This is a genomic window from Paenibacillus sp. FSL L8-0644, from assembly GCF_038008165.1.
Classification (GTDB): Bacteria; Bacillota; Bacilli; order Paenibacillales; family Paenibacillaceae; genus Paenibacillus; species Paenibacillus polymyxa_D.
Window position 1 is genome coordinate 3,263,086 of the sequence record NZ_JBBOYN010000001.1, and the last position, 18,900, is coordinate 3,281,985.

The window sequence follows — 18,900 nt, forward strand, 5'->3', positions numbered from 1 at the left end:
CCTGGGAGCAGTCTTGCCGAACCCTCAAAAGAGGGTGCAAACAAGCTTTTTACTCCGGTTTCACAAGGAACAATGGCTGGCCATACTCGACCAACTGTCCGTTTTCGGCCAAAATTTCCACAATTTCGCCCTTCACTTCAGCTTCCAGCTCGTTCATCAGCTTCATCGCTTCAATGATACATACCGTTGTTTTTTCGCCCACTTTGCTGCCGATACTCACATACGGAGCCGTATCCGGTGATGAAGAACTATAGAAAGTGCCTACCATCGGAGATACGATTTTATGTAGATTGCTTGCATATTCCCTCGGTTCTCCAGCAGTTGTAGATCCAACATCGGACTGTACTTGTGGATTTGGAATAACAGCTTGTGGTGCCACTGCATAAGCAGGTGTTGCCACAGGAGCCTGTACTGTAACGATTTCGCTTTTGCCCGGTTTACGGATCAACAGGCGAGTTCCTTCATTTTCAATTTCAAGCTCATGCACAGACGTTTCATCCACCAGCTTGATCAATTCCTTAATCTCGCTTAATTTAAACATCTCTATTAATCACTCCTTCAGCATTTTGCCGGTTGCTGATAACATTGTTGAAACAGCTTTATGTATTATATCACAATCATTAAAAATAGAAAGAGCCCGGAATAATGCAGAAATCCGGGCTTTTTCGCGTTTTTTGTCTTATTGTGTAACATATTGGACACTGATCTTATCCTGCGTTACGTTCAGTTCCTTCATGACTTTGTCGACAATTGTTACCGCTTGCTTAGCATCCAATTTTTCACTCAGAACCACTACTTTGTATTTATCAGCGTCTTCCTCACGGACGACCGCATTGGCGAACTGTTGCTGAAGCTCTTCTTCAATTCCAGTAATTTTAGCCTGCTTATCTTCAAGTACATGTAATTCCTTTTGAGCCTCCGCAGCTTTCTTTGGTGTGCTGTCGTTCATTGCGGTAGTCAGTTCATCATTTTTCTTCTGATTTTCCACGTCCCGTTCCAGCAAATAGTTGTCAATCACAGCTGCTGCTGTAGGTTGGGCAGCTTGATCAGTTGCCACTTGATCCAGTACCTGCTGGTCGGTTTTGGCTGTAGAGGCTGCTTTGTCGTCACTTTGTGCTGTCGCGTCCGTCTTAGTCGCTGTTGTGTTTTGATTGGATGTCGCCGGTTCAGTAGTAGGGGTAGCTGCCGTACCTTTGTCGCCTTTTGAGTTTTCTGTTGCTGGGTCAGTTGTAGAAGCCGTATCCGACTTTGTGGAATTTGCTGATGCTCCATCAGTTACTTCTCCATTCGTCACTACTTCGTTTACCTTCAGTTCGTTCAATTGTTCCTCTGCCTTCGTCGTTGCTTCCTGTGCGGCATCCTGCTTAACCTTGCTCACTTGTTCACTATCGGCTACTGGTGGATTTGCAGGGCTTGAGTCCTCCGTAAACAAATAATACGCAGACAGCACGACCATTAAACTCAGCATGGACACCAGCCAAACGGTTTGTCTTTTATTATTCATGTTCCGTCCTCCATATTCATTAATGGTTTAAAATATAAACTTCTTTGTTCCTGAATTCCAAATTATCCCTGCTTGCGCGGTACGACTGAAATTTTGTAGGAAGGTACATTTAGCCCCTTCTGTACAGCATCGACAATTAGCTGCTTCACTGTAGGGTTTTCTGCCCCCATAGCCACAACAAGCACTCCCCTCACCTGCGGTTTTACTTTTTTTGTCACAATCGGGGTGTGCTGACCACCAGATGATTCATAGGTGACAATTTCGCCATCACGTGTATATTGAGTAGTGTGCCGTTGTCCACCATTGGCGTCCGTCTCATTGTTCTCTTCCTGCATGTCCTTTACATTGCGTTGAACGATAACTTCTTCGGTGGAGTCTACCGTAACCATGACATCAACGGTTCCTACGCCAACAATCTGCTCCAGCATCTGTTTCATATTGTCCTCAAAAACCTTCTCAATCCCGGCAAAAGAACTTTCTTCACCTGTTGTTGTCTCTAACGTAGGCTCATTTTTCATCACGCCAGGCGGCTCACGCCCTACGTTTTCTGGATCAACCTTTTTTACATTAACGAATGAATTAAAGAGCATAATCGCTACACCGATAAGGCCAAGAATAAGCAACCAACGAAATGAATTGAACCTTTTCGCCCCATCCGCCCCTCCACCCAGCCATTGCTCCAGCTTTTTCAGCCATTTGCTCATTTCTGCTCACCTCCTGTTACCATTCATGTGTTCCATCCTGCGAAGAAAGCACCTGAACATTTTTGCTATCTATCCCCCATTTTTCACGTAAAAGTCCTGTAATTAAGCCAAATGCTTTCGTATCTGTTGGCTTTCCGTCCTCAACAGTTTTGTCAGGATTACGATCATCTTCTCGCGTTCCTTCATTAAAATCTGAAGTTTTTGCATGTGTTGGCTCTACACGAATATTCACTGTCTTTTCGGCTACAGGCTCCACCATAATCGGCTTGACATCTGCACCAGGCGAGACGTCTGTGTTTTTCTTTTCTTTTTCTGGCTGCTGTTCTGCCAATTGGACCACTACCGACTGGACACCCGTTCCTGCCTCCAGCCCTGATTCCTCCTGTTGAATCTTTGCAAGGGTAACCTGGACCGACTGAATTGCTAACCCAGTATACTGTTCCAACTGTCCTTTCATTTCCTTAGCTACCTCTTTGCCAGCCCATTGCATGGAGCTTTGTTCTTGCTGTAGCTTTAACTGGCTGCCTTTTGCTAGAATCTCCTCCAATGTCGGTTCCCTCTTGCCTGTCTCAGCCTGACGTTGAAGATCCAATGCTCGCCCTAGAACCTCGGAAGGACTGGTGCTCAGTAAGCGCACGACCGGAGACAGCAACGTCAGCAGAATAAGCAGGCTGAGAACGAGTTTGACATATCTCTCCATAGATCGGCTCGGTAAGATCATATCGACAAAAGAAGCCAGCAACACGATTAGCACCAGTTCCTTGAGCCAGCCTCCCAGCCAGGTCACGTCACTCTCCTCCCCCCTTGTTGGTTTACGTGCATTGGTTCACCTCATCATGACTGTCATATTGCCTGCTGCGAGCATGACTGTAATTGCAAGGAAGGACATCAATCCCACTGCTGCCAGCGCCGCGAAAACATAAATCATGCTCTTGCCGATCGCATCCAGACATGCCACGATAGGCGTATCACCCAAAGGCTGCATGATCGCTGCTGTCACTTTATAAATGAGCGCCAGCGTCAGAATCTTGAGGGCGGGAAAGGCGCATAGGAACAAAATAATAATGACTCCTACCAGACCAATGGCATTTTTAACGAGCAGCGAAGCCGAAATAACTGTATCTGTCGCATCTGCCAACGCCTTGCCGACCACCGGAACAAAGCTACCTGTAATATATTTGGCTGTACGGATCGTTAATCCGTCAGTAACGGACGATGTCAAGCCTTGTACCGAAATGACTCCTAGAAAAATGGTCAGCAGCACTCCCAGCACTGCTACTCCAGCGTTCCGCAACAGATCGGCTAGCTGGGTCAGCTTGTATTTGCCCGTCAGCGAGTTGACCAAGTACAGCACAGCCGAGAAGAACAGCAGCGGGAAAACCAGCGTATGAATGACTGTTCCGACTGTGTTGATCATAAATACAATCAGCGGGTGGGTCACCGAAACTGTTACGACGTTCCCCATCGAGGCTAGCATGGTAAACAGCAAAGGCAACATTGCCATCATGAAGTGAATCATGCTATCAATCGCTTCTTTGGCATAACCAATCGCTACACTAAAGCTATTAATCGCCAAAATGATAATGACCATGTATACGATAGCGTAGGCCACTTTGCTGACCTGTTTGCTTTCAAAAGCGCTTTGTAGCGTTTCCAGCACCATACTCATAATGCTGAGCATGACGATGGTGACGAGCAACTTGGCATTTACTCGGATTTCATGGATGAAAAAATCAGCTATAGCGCTCAATACACCCTTTATGCTGAACCCTTCACCGCCTGGAAGCAGCATGTCCATGAAGGAAGGCGTTTTCTGATCAGGGAAAAATCCGCCATATTGCTGCATGAGCCCGTCCCAATAATGTTCTACTTCATCTTTGGGCATTTGCTCCGCCTGCTGTCTGATCCATTCGTTTGTCGGTGTATCTGCAAAGAGGAACGCAGCCGAGGCACACCATAGACATAGCAGCAACATTGCAATTACTTTGAGATTCGGCATGCCCCCCAGCCTTTTCATGGCATCACCCCCTCAGGCGGGCATCAGCTTCAGAATGGTATCAATAATAATGCTGATAATTGGGATTGCGAGCACCATAATGAGTACCTTTCCGGTAAGCTCAATTTTGGAAGCAATCCCGTCTTGTCCTGCATCCCGAACGATTTGCGCTCCAAATTCAGCAATATAAGCGATACCGATTATTTTCAAGACGGTTTTAAAATAGATCATGTCCATGCCTGAAGACCGGGCCAGTCGCTCCAGTACAGCAACCACAGATCCGATCTTGCCAATCAGCAGCAAAAAAATGACGATTCCCGCAGCTGTTGCAATCAAAAAGGCAAACATCGGCTTCTGTTCCTTAATGACTAAAATAAGGACTGTGGCAATGAGGGCGAAGCCCACCACCTGAATAATTTCCATGTGTCCACCTACTGAAAAAGAAAGATAGATTTGATCTCTTGCAGAAGGTTATCCAGCATTCGCACCACCATGAACAGGACCACGACGAAGCCGATGACCGTTACCCAGTGCGCCATGTCTTCTTTGCCCATTTGCTTTAATACGGTATGAATCATAGCGATAATAATGCCAATTCCGGCAATTTGGAAAATTGCGTTCACTTCTAAATTCATTCGAGCACCCCGCTAATAGATCAAAATGACGATCAATGCTCCGATCAGCAGTCCCAGGCTCCTGCTCATACGCTCGTACCTCACCTGATCTGCCTGCGCCTGCGCTTCTTCATGGGATAACTGCTGGATGGTCAACGCAATGTGCTTGATCTGGTCTTCACGGTCGCTGGTTCCAAGACTGTAAGCAAGCTGCCGCATCGCTTCCTTCTCGGCTTGCTTCATAGAGGAACGGCTCCACGAGTCTTCAATGGCTTTATGCAAGCTTTCTCTGGCAGTCAGGCCAAAAGAGGGGTGCATCCAGCGTGAGGCTTGCTGAAACAGAGTGCGTAAGGGCTCTCGCAAGGGCTCTCCTGTCTTGGCGAAAGCATCTGGTAGCGGAGACACCCCGTAAGAAACCTCGGTGGTCAATCTTTGCAGCGCAAGAATCAACTCCCTGATTTGCCGCGGCCTCATTGCAAACTGCCTTGCCCGTTGCCAACCTGCCAGCGTAGCGGCCAGTATAACCAAGGCTGCCCCCAGTAGCTTAAGCATAGGAGATGCCCCCATTCTGCCCTTCTCCAGATAGTGTAATCCTGCGTTGCTTGGCATCTGCCAGTCGGAATGAGACGCCCCGGCTCGTCCGCTCCAGCATGACGTAGAGTTGAAACAGCTCTTGTCCTGTAGTTAATCCAGCAAAAGCAGACCGGGTCGCCATTTCAGCCACATCGCGACCATGTGCGGAAGCAATGACTGCAATGCCTGCATGAAGCGCTTCGCGCACCGCCTCCGCATCTTCCGGTCGTCCGATTTCATCAACAATGAGGACATCCGGTGACATCGAGCGGATCATCATCATCATGCCTTCTGCTTTCGGACATCCGTCCAATACATCGGTGCGAGGCCCGACATCAAAACCGGGGATACCTTTGTGACTACCAGCGATCTCAGAGCGTTCGTCTATAATGCCTACCTTGAGTCCATTCCGTCGCCCCCCATGGCTTTCCATCCCTCCGTAACTGAGTTGCCGAGCCAAGTCCCTAAGCAGTGTCGTTTTGCCATGCTGAGGAGGGGACAAAATGAGGGTATGCCGGATTTTCCCGGACATTCGATCTGCTACATAAGGCAATATCCGATCAGCTATGCCGGGAATTGCACGCGCAATTCTTACATTAAAGCTGCTTATATCCCTCAAATGCTCCACTCGTCCTCGGTTGAGTACGGTTCTCCCTGCCAAGCCAATACGATGACCGCCAGGGATCGTAATAAACCCTTTACGAAGCTCCTCTTCCATCGTATAGAGGGAATGATTGCTGATAAAATCCAGCAGTCGGTGGGCATCCTCACGGTCAGGCTTATAGGCTTCCACATGGTTCAAAGTCAGCTGACCAGCAGACGTTACAAAATGATGTTCACCATTTGCATTAATTTCCAACGGCCTTCCTTCCCTGACCCGGATTTCTTCCAGTTGCTCAAATACCGTTTCTGGAAGCCTTCCGAGTATACCGTGCAACGGTTCGGGAAATAACTCCAGCCATTCCATACCGATGCAGCCCCCTCACAGTTGTCCTTTTTCTTTAAGACAAGTCTATGGTTGACTCTCGCTTTTTATGCCGAAAATATATTGAAAACCTAGGCAAACTTTTGCTAACTCCTATCAACGCTCAACAGACCTTTCCCCCGCTTGTTTAAGCACCATTCTCTAATTTTCACAAATAAAAAAGGGCCTCTCAAAGCCTTGTCGGCTAAGGGAAACCCTTGGGTAGAAAAGATAGATTCAGAAAAAAAGAGGCTGCCCCCCAGTTTAACTCTCACTGATGGAACAACCTCTTAACCTACTGCTGTATTCTATGATTTATCAAACTATAAATAGAGGGCATATAATGTATCAACCTTTACTGTCATAAGCATCGTTCACATTAGCCATATTCAGTGTCTAGATCACGTTGCAGTTATTAACGACGGTCTTGCGGTCCACCCACAAACGCTTGCTCCTCGGTGTCCAGGTTATAAGCTGTATGCAACGCCTGAATAACCTCATGAAGCTTACCCGCTTCAATTACACACGATACTTTGATTTCAGATGTGCTTACCATTTTAATGCTAACGCCTTGCTCTGCCAGTACGGCAAACATTTGCGCAGCAACACCCGGATGGCTAACCATTCCTGCACCTACAATGGAAACCTTCACCAAGTTTTCCTCAGACGTTACTTCACGGTACGGAAGCTCTCCACGAATACCTTCCAGCGTCTTCAGTGCCGCTTCACGATCCGTCAGAGCTACTGTAAAGGAGAAATCCGCTTTACCAGCTTCAACCCCGCTCTGTACAATAATGTCTACATCAATTTTGGCTGCCGCCAGTGTTCCAAATACTTTCGCCAGTACGCCGGGAATATCGGCGACGCCCAAAATACTGATTCTTGCTACATTTTTATCATATGCAATCCCACTGACTACAACGCCTTGTTCCATTACTGCATCCTCCTTTACGACCGTTCCTTCATTATGGTTAAAACTGGACCGCACGATCAGCGGTACCCGGTTATGTTTGGCATATTCTACCGCACGAGGATGCAATACAGCTGCACCCAGATTAGCTAATTCCAGCATTTCATCATAAGAAATTTCTTTTAGCTTACGAGCAACCTTCACGATCCGTGGATCTGTTGAATAAATGCCGTCCACATCCGTGTAAATTTCACAGGCATCCGCTTGAATCGCCGCCGCCAGCGCAACCGCCGTCGTATCAGAGCCACCACGTCCCAGCGTTGTAATGTCTCCCTCTGCAGACATCCCTTGGAAGCCAGCTACAACAACGATCTTGTTGCTGCTCAGTGCTTCCAGCACTCGCTGAGGTTGAATGTCCGTAATTCGTGCTCGACCAAAGTCAGATTCAGTACGGAAACCAGCCTGCCATCCCGTAAACGATACCGCTTCATGACCCAACTGCTGAATAGCCATCGACAACAAGGCGATTGAAATTTGCTCACCTGTCGTCATCAACATATCCAACTCACGTGCAGGCAACTGCTCATTCAACAATTTGGCCTGGTCAATCAGTTCGTCTGTCGTGTCTCCCATTGCGGAAACGACCACTACACATTGATGCCCTTCACTCTGTTTCTCAACAACGCGTTTTGCCACGCGTTTCATGCGCTCCGTGTCACCGACGGAACTGCCTCCGAATTTCATGACATACAAAGACAACGATATTCACTCCCTCAGACTCAGTATGTAACCTTGAGATGGCACCCAACGACTTGAACGTGACATCCTGCGGAATAACTTTAGTACAGTATAATATGAAAGTGCTGTGCGGAGCCATTGTTTTTTAATATTAGTGCTTATAAAAATATCCCCTGCCCTTACAAGGACAGAGGAAATCTAAAAGCAGCAAATTTTATGCGCGAGACATGTATTTACCGTCACGTGTATCAATTAACAATACGTCATCTTGGTTAATGAACAAAGGAACTTGAACATTCAAACCCGTTTCCAATTTGGCATTTTTGGTAGCACCTGTAGCTGTATTACCTTTAATACCTGGTTCTGTTTCGATTACTTTGAGTTCCACGCTGGTTGGCAGGTTAATACCCAAGATTTCGCCGTTATAGCTGACGATATTTACATTCATGTTTTCTTTCAGGAAGTTAAGTTCCCATTTCAATTGATCGCTGGACAATGTGAATTGATCATATGTTTCATTATCCATGAATGTATGATCGTCTGCACTAGCATACAGATAAGATACACCGCGATTTTCGATTTGCGCCCGACCGATCGTTTCACCCGCACGGAATGTACGTTCAACAGTGTTACCGTTACGCAAGTTTTTCAACTTGGAGCGTACGAATGCTGCACCTTTACCCGGTTTTACGTGTTGGAAATCCAGCACCGTAAAAATATCTCCGTCTACCTCGACGGTCAAACCTGTTTTAAAATCATTAACGTTAATCACTAAAATACCCCTCCTACAGGACTGTTATCGTTATTAAACGACTGTAAATTCTTTGCTCGAATGTGTTAATAATTTGATGCCGCTATCTGTAATAACGATATCATCCTCGATCCGTACACCGCCCAATCCAGGCACATAGATACCTGGCTCGACCGTTACCACCATGCCCGGCTCCAGAATATCATCACTCGCCTTCGACAGGCGTGTAGATTCATGTACTTCAAGACCCAGACCATGACCTGTACTGTGCCCGAAATTGTCTCCATAGCCATGGCTTGCAATAATATCCCGGGTCAGAGCATCCGCTTCACGGCCTGTCATGCCCGGCTTAATATGTTCAAGTGCGTGAAGTTGCGCCTTAAGTACAATATCGTAGATCTCACGCAACTGGGGCGCTAAATCCCCTTGTGTGGCCACTGTACGTGTCAAATCGGAGCAATAGCCATCCAGCAACGCACCAAAATCAAACGTAATCAGCTCGCCTGCTTGTACTAACTTAGCACTGGCTACGCCATGAGGCAATGCCGAACGAACTCCAGAAGCCACAATTGTGTCAAATGAAGAGGATGTAGCTCCCTGCTTGCGCATGAAGAATTCCATTTCCAGATCCAGCTCACGCTCGCTGACACCTGGCTTGATGTAAGGTAAAATGTGTGCAAAAGTAGCATCTGCCAAATCCGCTGCCCGCTGCATCACTTCCAGCTCTTCCGCATCCTTGTACACCCGTAATTTCTCTACAATGCCCGACACCGGAACCAGTGAAATAGGTGACAAATCTTCGCTATAAGCTTTATGCGTCGCAACAGTTACAGCGTCTTGCTCAAAGCCTGTTTCGCTGATCTGATGGGAAGACAGCAATTCTTTCACCGTTTCCATGACCTGTGCAGCGTGCTGCACTACCGTGAAGCCTTCGGCTTGTTCGGTCGCTTGCGTCATATAGCGAAAGTCAGTCAGCAAATAGCTATGGGATTCCGTAATCAGCACATAACCTGCCGAACCTGTGAAGCCTGTCAAATATCGACGATTGACAGGGCTAGTAATCAGCATAGCCCGCAGATTATGCTCGCCCAGCGCCTGCCGCAGCTTTAACACCCGGTCATTCTTCATCTTTCATTCCGCTCCCCTCTGTCAAATAACCAAATGCTATTTTAACACAGGGAATAGGCGCTTGAGAAGTTTTTGTTACGTTCAGCCCTCAGCTTTCTCAGGCTCGCGCTTTCTTTCATCCGTATACTCGACAGCAACGGTATATCCGATAAATAGTCCCCACAGTAAAAACACACAAATTTCCGTATATAAGGAATTCCATGTTAACCGATCAGGAGCATTCATCATCCCTAGCTTAGGACCTGTTAATACAAATAAAACAACCCACCAAATCAGGCCATACACAATGCCGGGTAAAGGACCCTTAAATCTGCGCAGCAACAGAGTGTACACCAGTGAAGCTACGACGGATAATCCAATAAAAAACAGTAGCCCTACCAGATGTCCCGCCATGGTGTTCATAAATGAATGCTTGAAAAAAGGCTCTGCGAGAAAGCCAGGCGCTACTACGGTAAAGTGCAACTTATAAAACAGCCAGCGCAGCAATCCCCAGAGCAAACCCGAAAAAAAACCCAACTCAAGCGCAAAAGGAATGAGAGGCGTATGTATTTTGCCTGACTGCTGCCTGCCTCTACCACTGTCGTTATGATTACGTTGATCCTGAGATCCACGAGGCTGCTCCTGTTCATGTCCTATCTTGGGTATAGAGAAGGTTTCGCTCATGTTGTTTAATCCCCTTTCAATATGAAAACTTTTTCCCATCGTAAAGACTATTGCAATCGGAAATGCATGTACTTCCATCGGGTTCTGCATTCCATTTTGCTGGTAGTATGCTCCAAGGGTGGAGAGTTTAACAATGAACAGGAATGCTGAATAATGGCACTTTCCAATTGAGGGTACTACCCGTTTTTTACATTGACAAAATTTCAATCCTCTATCATAATATAATGATGAAAATGATAATCATTATCATTTTCTGAAAACATATATACGGGAGAACGTTTCTATGAAAAAGGGATTCATCGGGATTTTATTGTTAATGGTTTTTACGCTCACTCTGGCAGGTTGCGGAGCAGCCGACAATGCATCGGACAAAGATCAGGTAGCCACATCGGATAGTAAACCGACTGACACAGCGACCGGTCCTGTGACGGTAAAGCATAATCGTGGTGAGATCACGCTCAACAAGCCCGCACAGCGTGTCGTAGTACTGGAATGGACTTTTACAGAGGATTTGATTGCGTTGGGCGTTCAGCCGGTGGGTAATGCTGACAATGCCAACTATAAGGTGTATGTGACACCAGAGGCGACACTGGACAGTAACGTGGTCGATGTCGGTACGCGTAACGAGCCAAATCTGGAAGCGATTGCTTCATTCCCATTAAAGCCGGATCTCATCATATCCAACTTTGATGGGAATGAAGCAATCTATGAGCAACTCAAGGCCATCGCACCGACGATTGAATATAACCTGAACGATGGTAACGGCTACGACTATGATAAGATGGTAAAGATTTTTAATAGTATTGCAGTCGCTCTTGGAAAAGAGGATAAAGCTAAGCAGGTGCTTGCCGATCTGGATCAGCATTATGCCGAAGCCAAACAGAAGCTCGCCGCTGCAGACAAGTCGGATTTTCATTTTATACTGACACAGGCTTTCACTTCACAAAATGCAGCCAGCCTCCGTATGTTTTCAGATAATTCAGTCGTCGTGGGAACACTGGCGAAGATCGGTTTGGTTAACGATTGGAAGCCGAGCAAGGTTGAATCGTATGGCTTTTCAACTGTAGGCATTGAAGCTCTGTCAGCCGTTCAGGACAGTAACTTTATCTATATTGTGCAGCCGGACGATGATGTTTTCGGGGCACCTATGAAAAATAATTCGGTCTGGAACGGTCTGAATTTCGTTAAAGAAAAACGCACCTATCCACTGAACGGTACGACATGGACATTTGGCGGCCCCCTCTCATCAAAAGGACTAGTTGACCAGGTTGTTGGGGCAATTACGCAATAGGTTGTTTCCGAAGTTTTATAATGAGTAGCATTTATGTGAGCAGTCTGACGCTCCATAAATGCTTTTTTTATAAGCCTGTGGTTACACCAGTTTCATCTAACTAGATATTCCCTTCCAAATTCGATACAATATACAAAAAAGCATGTATTAAGAGAGGTGAGACGGTTGTCACAAGCATCCAAGCCTGTGAGCTACGGTGGTCAGGCAGTCATTGAAGGTGTCATGTTCGGCGGCAAGCGTGTCAATGTCACGGCAGTTCGCCGCAAAACTGGCGAAATCACATATTTGGAAGTACCACGCAAGGAGCAATCCTGGGTATCCAAATTCCGCAGAATTCCTTTATTGCGGGGGATTGTAAGCATCATCGACTCCAGCGCCAAAGGTACCAAGCATTTGAACTATTCAGCTGATGCGTATGCTGATGATGAAGTAGATCCGGAAGAACGCGCTGAGCAAAAGAAAAAAGAAGAATCTCGCTGGAGTCTGAGTATGATGATCGGTGTAGCGGCAGTCGGGATTATCTCCTTTTTGTTCGGCAAAATTGTGTTAACCCTCGTTCCGGTTATTGTAGAGAATTTCCTGTTCGGCAGCTTATTTCACAGCCAAATTTTGCATAACCTCGCCGAAGGAGCCATTAAGCTGATTCTGCTGCTGGCTTATTTATGGGGTATTTCCCAAACTCCGTTAATTAAACGATTGTTTCAATATCACGGTGCAGAGCATAAAGTAATTACGGCATTCGAAGCTGGGGAAGAACTAACCCCGGCCAATGTGCAAAAATACAGCCGTCTGCATTACCGCTGCGGTAGCAGCTTTATTATGCTGACCGTGATCATCGGGGTACTTGTCTATTCCCTATTCACCTACGATAATCTGTGGGAGCGTATGGGGCAACGGCTTCTACTGCTTCCGATCGTACTGGGGCTTTCTTTTGAATTTCTCAAGCTGACCAATGCTCTTCGTGAAATTCCGGTACTTCGTTATTTAGGTTACCCCGGTCTGTGGCTGCAACTACTTACCACCAAAGAACCGACTGATGATCAAGTGGAGGTATCCATTGCCTCATTTAAGCGTATGCTTGAATTGGATGCTGAGTTGGAAAATGTACCTGTAAAGGAGACCTTCAACAGTCCTGCCCTTGATCCTGTGAAAGGATGAGTGAATAATGAACAGACATGCTGTTATTTTCTGGCTTACCCTTGCTTTGGGTGCATATGGGATTGTGGATATGCTGTGGAGAGGAAGTTGGGGCTTTCTCATGAGTTTACTCATTCCCGTCCTTGTTTTTGCAGTTATATTTCTGCTATACAAATACCTGCCAGGACAAAGCAATCGTACTCCCAAAATCAAACCCTCTGTGCGCACCATGGCCAAAACAGCCAACGCACGTAAGCAGCAGACTACGGGCAAGCGCAAAGCGTATCCTTTTCATGTGATTGAAGGTTCCAAGGGCAAAAATGAAGAAGAACAACCTAAATATCATTAACGATAATAATCATCCTTTAAAATGCAACACAAAGGAGCCGTCACCCGCGTATTAAAATATGACCGGGAAGAGGCTCCTTTTTTCACACCCTTTTAAATTACTTTAACTGCCAATTAGTGTTCATTTCATAGCGTACATGGTATCCTTCATCAATTGGTATTTGCTATACTGCTGCTGGTAAGAAGTGATGCTCCATTTGTGGAAAAAAGCATCCCCTGCCTGCACACCGGAAGCATACAGCAAATCACTTTGCACTGTAGAAATGTTAAATTGTGCAGTGCGGATCCCCAATGTTGGAATTTTAATCGTCCGATACCGATTCTCCTGCTCAATATATCGTTCATCGTGTGCTGATAGCATGGTATCGAAAATAGCCTGCAGCATGGTCAAAGGACCCCGTATATAAGAAACTTTGGTCTCCGTACCCGTCTTGCCCACCATTTGAAACCCTACCGTTGGAATCGTTTTGGCCTCACGTTCATTTACAGGCTCATCAAAAAGCCACAAAGGCAAATTGCTTAGTAAAGCCCCATCAACTACAAATATAAATTGCTGAGAAAAGGTCTTTCCCTTGGCAAGTGCAGAATCAAGCCTTAACATAACGGGATCAAAAAAATAAGGGATACTTGTGCTCATCCGAATGGCCTTGGCTACCTCCAGTGAAGAGGGATTGATACCAAAACGTTTGATATCCTCAGGTAGCACCAGAATGCGTCCATTCGTGATATCTGATGCAATAATGCGCAGTTTGCCAGGAGGTAAATCCGCAAACGTACGCACTCCCTTAGCTCGTAACAGCTCACGTACCCAGTGCTCCAGTGCCTCCCCTGAGTAGAGACCTTTTTTAAGAAAGATACGAGCTGCTGGTCCAATCCACTTAATATTGAACACTGGAGAACGTCGTAACAACTTGACCAAGGGGGTTTTCTCAATTACGGCTTTCATTTCATCCGCAGAGTATCCCGCAGCCAATAAAGCAGCTACAATAGCACCTGATGATGTACCTGCTAAACGATTGAATACAATTCCATGCTCCTCCGCAGCCTTAACTGCACCCGCCAGCGAAATTCCCTTAACCCCTCCACCCTGGAACACAGCATTGATCAGCATAGATCAAAAAACCTCCGTTCTCTTGGGAGTAAGCAGTTCTACTGCTTATCTATGAGAACGGAGGCCCAAATAGAACCTATATGATCCAATTTATATCACATTTGATAATAATTTTGAAGAAGCTGAATGAGTCCATATGGATTTTTACGCAAATGCTGTGCACTAAAGTAAATATCCCCTTTGACCTGTTTATAATCTTTGTTCAGTTCAAGCTGCTTAATTAGCTCTTGAGCCGTTTGCCAGCCCTTTTCAGGGGTGCCGATTTTATACGGAGAATGACCGATATATAGCTTAACATCTGAATTTTTGACCTCATTGGACCACCATGCGACAAGCTTGTCATATCCAGCCGCAGGGAAACCGATACTCCAGTAAATTTGTGGAGCTACATAGTCAATCCATTCTTTGTTAATCCAGGTTCTCACATCCGCAAACGTCGTATCATACGCTGTAACGCCTGCCTTCGTGTCTGAACCCGTTAAGTCCTGAGATTTGTTGCGCCACACTCCAAATGGGCTAATTCCGAATTGAACTTTAGACTTGCTGGCATGAATGCTTTTGCCCAAATCGCGAACAAAACTGTTCACATTATCTCTCCGCCAGTCGCCCTTATTAGAGATTTTGTTGGCATTATATGCTTTGAAGGTCGCATCATCATCAAAAGTCCCGCTGTAAGGATAAAAATAATCGTCCAAATGGACGCCGTCAATATCATATCCGTCCACGACCTCCATAATCGCCGCAATGACATGCTGACGTGCAGCCGGAATTCCTGGATTGATGTACAATTGGCTACCATTCTTAACAATCCAGTCCGGGTGCTGATTAGCCACATGGTTTGCAGCCAAACCGCTGGTTGTTCCTGTAGAATTCGCACGGAACGGATTAAACCAGGCATGGAATTCCATCCCTCGCTTATGCGATTCGCTAATCATAAATTTCAAGGGATCATAGCCTGGATTTTTACCTTGGGTGTTGGTCAAATACTTGCTCCAGGGTACGAGACTCGACGGGTAGAGCGCATCACCGCTGGCACGAACCTGAACAAATACCGCATTGATGCCCATCCCCTGCAAATCATCGAGCATTTTAGTAAACTCCTGCTTTTGCTTCTCGGAGCTGCTTCGGGCAGCGGAAGAAGGCCAATCTCCATTGATGGTAGAAATCCATGCCCCACGCATGGAAGTTGAAGCCTTTACCTGAACAACATTTGCCTGTGAAGAACTTGAACCGTCCTCACTAGTAGACGTTGACGGTGAAGTGACAACCGTCTGCTCATTATCGCTGGCTCCCTGATCCGTACTTACACTCTCCTGATTGCCAGATGCAGACGTATCTGATGTGGAAGCACTGTTTCCCGCTGAGCTACTCCCACCCGTTGAGACACCTTCCTTACCACTGCTTAACGTAATGACTCGCTCTGAAGCTTGCCAATCCACTTTTAATCCCAACTCTTCTCCAACAAAACGCAGAGGCACCATGACTCTCCCGCTTGTCATACGGGCAGATGCATCCAGTCGAACTGACTTGCCATTCACCGTAGCGCTTTGTGCACCGTTCTCCATAGATATATTTTTGTTCTGAGCCGTAATCGTTACCATACCGGACGATTCCGACCAGTTGACCTGAGCGCCCATTCCCTCACTAATCACGCGCAAAGGAACCATCGTAACATTGGCTCCCTGTACAATATACGGTGACGCGTCGCTTTGCAGGGACTGTCCGTCCAATATAATTTCAATATCACCAGTTGGAGCTGCTTGAACTCCAGGAACGATGGCAGTCTGCACTGCTAAGAGTAGGCCTGCAGCCAATGCCACTATTTTCTTTCGATTCATATTATTACAATCCTCCGCTAACCCTGTTAATTTTAACCCCTATCTTGTCCTGCTATATAATGGATAGACGCTAATCACCGGATATTTGTTGCGGTCGGGACAAATAAAAAAGCATCGTCCATAAGGACAGATGCTTTTAGGAATCTCCACTCAATTCCTTGTGTATGTCATGAAGCTGGCGCAAGCGATCTTCATCCCGACGAAAATATTCAACCAATGTTTCGATACGGGTGATGGAATCCCAGCTCAAATGATGCTCAATACCTTCCACATCTTTATATATCAGGTCCTTCTCAACCCCAATCATATCCAGAAATTGCTCTAATAACTGATGGCGATCAACCAACCGTTTGCCGACCTTTTTCCCTTTTGGTGTCAAAATCAGTCCCCGATACTTCTCATATACAAGATAATCGTCCTTATCCAACTTCTGAATCATTTTGGTGACGGACGAAGGATGCACCTCTAAACCCTCTGCGATGTCCGAGACACGAGCATATCCCTTCTCATCAATCAGTTGGTAAATGCGTTCCAAATAATCTTCCATGCTTGGCGTTGGCACTTGTTTCCCTCTTTTCTGTTATTGAACGGGCGCTTACCGCCTTCATTTCCTGCGTTAAACCTACTATGTAATGATACATGTTATCATTGCCCATTGGCAAGTCTCATCCCTTCACTCACATCTATTGCCACGATTTGTTCAATTTAAGCCGGGTACACTAATATCGTCGTCCCTGTATCATTTACTTCTGCGGCAATATGTTAAAGTTGGACACCAGAGCACTGTGGATTTATTTTGAAAGGAGCGTTAGCCATGTCTACGCTTGAGCGTACTCCTGTCCAAACCAGAGGAACCAAGCCATTTTTGCCTGACCTGGTGTTTTTTGAGCCAGACGCACTAAATTATCCCAAGGGCCAGCGTATTATGGATTGGGTTAAAGCCAAGGATATTCCGTACCGGATGACTACCTCTCACAACCGAATTACCAATTTACCAGGTGAAACTGAAGTTGAAAAGTACCGAATGGCAAAAAAAACTTTGGTAGTTGGTATCCGTAAAACGTTAACTTTTGATCAATCCAAGCCTTCTGCTGAATATGCCATCCCCATTTCGACTGGTTGCATGGGGCATTGTCACTACTGTTATTTACAAACAACCTTGGGAGCAAAGCCGTATATTCGTGTATATGTCAACACTGACGATATCTTATCAGCAGCTAAAGCTTATATCGAGGAGCGTGCGCCTGAAATTACCCGTTTTGAAGCAGCTTGTACCTCCGATCCGGTTGGTTTGGAGCATATCACCGGAACGCTTGGAGACTTGATTCGTTTCATGGCAGATGAGGAATTTGGCCGTCTGCGTTTTGTTACTAAATATCATCATGTTGATCCATTGCTGGATATTAAACATAATGGTCATACTCGCATCCGCTTTAGCATTAATTCCGATTATGTTATTAAACAGTTTGAACCTGCAACTTCCCGCTTCGAGGAACGTATTGAAGCCGCGGGCAAAATCGCACGAGCCGGTTATCCGCTTGGGTTCATCATTGCACCCATCATCTGGTATGACGGCTGGGAAGAAGGTTACGGCGAGTTACTGCGCAAATTGGGAGAAACCTTGCCCCAGCATGCTACAAAAGATTTGACGTTCGAATTAATACAGCATCGCTTCACCAAAACATCCAAAGCTGTCATCGAGAAACGTTATCCGAAAACCAAGCTGGAGATGGACATAGAGAAACGCAAGAAAAAATGGGGACGCTGGGGACAAAACAAATACGTTTATCCCGATGAACAGCAAAATGCACTGCGAGAGTTTATCACAGAGCGTATTTTTGAACATTTTCCTTTAAGTCGTATTGAGTATTTCACATAACTAGCATCCAACCCGGGGTAATCCGTTGTAAAAATAGCGTTACATCGGTCATATGATCCGTTACCAGTAAAATGCCAGTGATAACAAGTAGTATGCCACCTGTTTTGATGAGGATGGAGGTATAGCGAGAGGATAGCCGAACAGAGCCTACCAGCAAAGCTAATACAAAAAATGGAATCGCAAACCCGAGCGCATAGCCTGTAATCAGTTTGAACCAAATGTGATGCTCTACTGCAGCCAAAGCGATAATAGCTGTTAGCATGGGACCGATACAGGGCGACCAGCCTGCCGCAAAACCAATTCCGATTACAAAGGAACCGGCGTACCCGGCAGGCTTCCATGTCCAGCGAAGCTTATGCTCCCTCATTAGAATCAAAGGACTTACCACACCGAGAGATACCAGTCCCATTAGTAAAATAAGTAACCCTGCTACCACTCTTAGCGTATCCCCATAATTGGCAAACCATTCTCCAAGCAACCCGACACCTGCACCCAGTGAATAGAAAACGACCGAAAAGCCCAGTACAAAAGCAAGTGTATGCCCCATCGTACGATAACGAACCTCGGCCTTATGCCGTCCTTCAGCCAGTTCACGCGCAGACATCCCTGTCATATACGATAAATAAGATGGATACAGCGGTAAACAACACGGTGAAAAAAAAGAAACCAGTCCGGCTACGATCGCCAATCCGGCGTTAATATCTGTCATCCTCATTTCCTCCCCTGTCTTAAGTGAACACGAGCAAACAAG

21 protein-coding genes are annotated in these 18,900 nt (G+C 46.1%); 4 read left to right on the forward strand and 17 right to left on the reverse strand.

Going from position 1 to position 18,900, the window contains the following annotated elements:
* Window positions 1-49: 49 nt before the first annotated feature.
* From accB to NSS94_RS14830, 13 genes are all read right to left on the reverse strand, one after another.
* The gene (gene accB, locus NSS94_RS14770; protein ID WP_029517257.1) at window positions 50-541 is read right to left on the reverse strand and encodes an acetyl-CoA carboxylase biotin carboxyl carrier protein; all 492 of its coding nucleotides are present in this window, start codon (window positions 539-541) and stop codon (window positions 50-52) included.
* A gap of 138 nt (window positions 542-679) precedes the next feature.
* Window positions 680-1,504 carry a SpoIIIAH-like family protein gene (locus tag NSS94_RS14775; RefSeq protein WP_165147060.1) on the reverse strand — a complete coding sequence of 275 codons (825 nt, stop codon included), beginning with the start codon at window positions 1,502-1,504 and terminating at the stop codon, window positions 680-682.
* Between the two features lie 62 nt (window positions 1,505-1,566).
* Window positions 1,567-2,208 (reverse strand): stage III sporulation protein AG, encoded by a 642-nt coding sequence (gene spoIIIAG, locus NSS94_RS14780; RefSeq protein ID WP_029517255.1) that lies wholly within the window; start codon window positions 2,206-2,208, stop codon window positions 1,567-1,569.
* A gap of 16 nt (window positions 2,209-2,224) precedes the next feature.
* Window positions 2,225-2,995, reverse strand: a complete 771-nt coding sequence (gene spoIIIAF, locus NSS94_RS14785; protein ID WP_340955813.1) for a stage III sporulation protein AF — start codon at window positions 2,993-2,995, stop codon at window positions 2,225-2,227.
* A gap of 39 nt (window positions 2,996-3,034) precedes the next feature.
* Window positions 3,035-4,225 (reverse strand): stage III sporulation protein AE, encoded by a 1,191-nt coding sequence (gene spoIIIAE, locus NSS94_RS14790; RefSeq protein WP_029517253.1) that lies wholly within the window; start codon window positions 4,223-4,225, stop codon window positions 3,035-3,037.
* A gap of 12 nt (window positions 4,226-4,237) precedes the next feature.
* Window positions 4,238-4,627 (reverse strand): stage III sporulation protein AD, encoded by a 390-nt coding sequence (spoIIIAD, locus tag NSS94_RS14795; RefSeq protein WP_013310826.1) that lies wholly within the window; start codon window positions 4,625-4,627, stop codon window positions 4,238-4,240.
* 8 nt (window positions 4,628-4,635) lie between these two features.
* Window positions 4,636-4,839, reverse strand: coding sequence for a stage III sporulation protein AC (gene spoIIIAC, locus NSS94_RS14800; RefSeq protein ID WP_010345636.1), 204 nt, complete (start codon window positions 4,837-4,839; stop codon window positions 4,636-4,638).
* Between the two features lie 12 nt (window positions 4,840-4,851).
* A complete protein-coding gene (spoIIIAB, locus tag NSS94_RS14805) occupies window positions 4,852-5,370 on the reverse strand; it encodes a stage III sporulation protein SpoIIIAB (RefSeq protein ID WP_029517252.1) in 519 nt (172 codons plus the stop codon).
* Window positions 5,363-6,358 (reverse strand): stage III sporulation protein AA, encoded by a 996-nt coding sequence (spoIIIAA, locus tag NSS94_RS14810; RefSeq protein ID WP_069012729.1) that lies wholly within the window; start codon window positions 6,356-6,358, stop codon window positions 5,363-5,365. Before spoIIIAA ends, spoIIIAB begins: the two co-directional genes overlap by 8 nt.
* A 412-nt stretch (window positions 6,359-6,770) precedes the next feature.
* Window positions 6,771-8,024, reverse strand: coding sequence for an aspartate kinase (locus NSS94_RS14815; protein WP_069012730.1), 1,254 nt, complete (start codon window positions 8,022-8,024; stop codon window positions 6,771-6,773).
* Window positions 8,025-8,217: 193 nt separating this feature from the next.
* Window positions 8,218-8,775 (reverse strand): elongation factor P, encoded by a 558-nt coding sequence (gene efp / locus NSS94_RS14820; protein ID WP_029517249.1) that lies wholly within the window; start codon window positions 8,773-8,775, stop codon window positions 8,218-8,220.
* A 33-nt stretch (window positions 8,776-8,808) separates the two neighbouring features.
* Window positions 8,809-9,882: a M24 family metallopeptidase gene (locus tag NSS94_RS14825; protein WP_340885765.1), complete on the reverse strand. Its 1,074-nt coding sequence runs from the start codon at window positions 9,880-9,882 to the stop codon at window positions 8,809-8,811.
* Between the two features lie 81 nt (window positions 9,883-9,963).
* A complete protein-coding gene (locus tag NSS94_RS14830; RefSeq protein WP_340885767.1) occupies window positions 9,964-10,545 on the reverse strand; it encodes a YqhR family membrane protein in 582 nt (193 codons plus the stop codon).
* A gap of 283 nt (window positions 10,546-10,828) precedes the next feature.
* Between NSS94_RS14830 and NSS94_RS14835 the strand changes: the two genes are divergently transcribed.
* From NSS94_RS14835 to NSS94_RS14845, 3 genes are all read left to right on the forward strand, one after another.
* Window positions 10,829-11,836: an ABC transporter substrate-binding protein gene (locus NSS94_RS14835; RefSeq protein WP_341039556.1), complete on the forward strand. Its 1,008-nt coding sequence runs from the start codon at window positions 10,829-10,831 to the stop codon at window positions 11,834-11,836.
* A gap of 165 nt (window positions 11,837-12,001) precedes the next feature.
* Window positions 12,002-12,994: a DUF1385 domain-containing protein gene (locus tag NSS94_RS14840; RefSeq protein ID WP_069012733.1), complete on the forward strand. Its 993-nt coding sequence runs from the start codon at window positions 12,002-12,004 to the stop codon at window positions 12,992-12,994.
* 7 nt (window positions 12,995-13,001) lie between these two features.
* A complete protein-coding gene (locus tag NSS94_RS14845; protein ID WP_029517244.1) occupies window positions 13,002-13,322 on the forward strand; it encodes a hypothetical protein in 321 nt (106 codons plus the stop codon).
* 120 nt (window positions 13,323-13,442) lie between these two features.
* Here NSS94_RS14845 and NSS94_RS14850 read toward each other — a convergent pair whose 3' ends face one another.
* The 3 genes from NSS94_RS14850 to mntR form a co-directional block, all read right to left on the reverse strand.
* Window positions 13,443-14,432, reverse strand: a complete 990-nt coding sequence (locus NSS94_RS14850) for a patatin-like phospholipase family protein (protein WP_165147072.1) — start codon at window positions 14,430-14,432, stop codon at window positions 13,443-13,445.
* Between the two features lie 95 nt (window positions 14,433-14,527).
* On the reverse strand, window positions 14,528-16,270 hold the full coding sequence (locus tag NSS94_RS14855; RefSeq protein ID WP_069012734.1) for a family 10 glycosylhydrolase: 1,743 nt from the start codon (window positions 16,268-16,270) through the stop codon (window positions 14,528-14,530).
* A 136-nt stretch (window positions 16,271-16,406) separates the two neighbouring features.
* Window positions 16,407-16,832, reverse strand: a complete 426-nt coding sequence (gene mntR / locus NSS94_RS14860; protein ID WP_029517241.1) for a transcriptional regulator MntR — start codon at window positions 16,830-16,832, stop codon at window positions 16,407-16,409.
* Between the two features lie 252 nt (window positions 16,833-17,084).
* Here mntR and splB point away from each other — a divergent pair, with 252 nt between their 5' ends.
* A complete protein-coding gene (gene splB / locus NSS94_RS14865) occupies window positions 17,085-18,149 on the forward strand; it encodes a spore photoproduct lyase (protein WP_023989268.1) in 1,065 nt (354 codons plus the stop codon).
* Here the strand turns inward: splB and NSS94_RS14870 are convergent.
* Entirely contained in the window at window positions 18,142-18,858 is a 717-nt protein-coding gene (locus NSS94_RS14870) for a cytochrome c biogenesis CcdA family protein (protein WP_029517240.1), read from the reverse strand. The genes splB and NSS94_RS14870 overlap by 8 nt on opposite strands.
* Window positions 18,859-18,900: the final 42 nt, after the last annotated feature.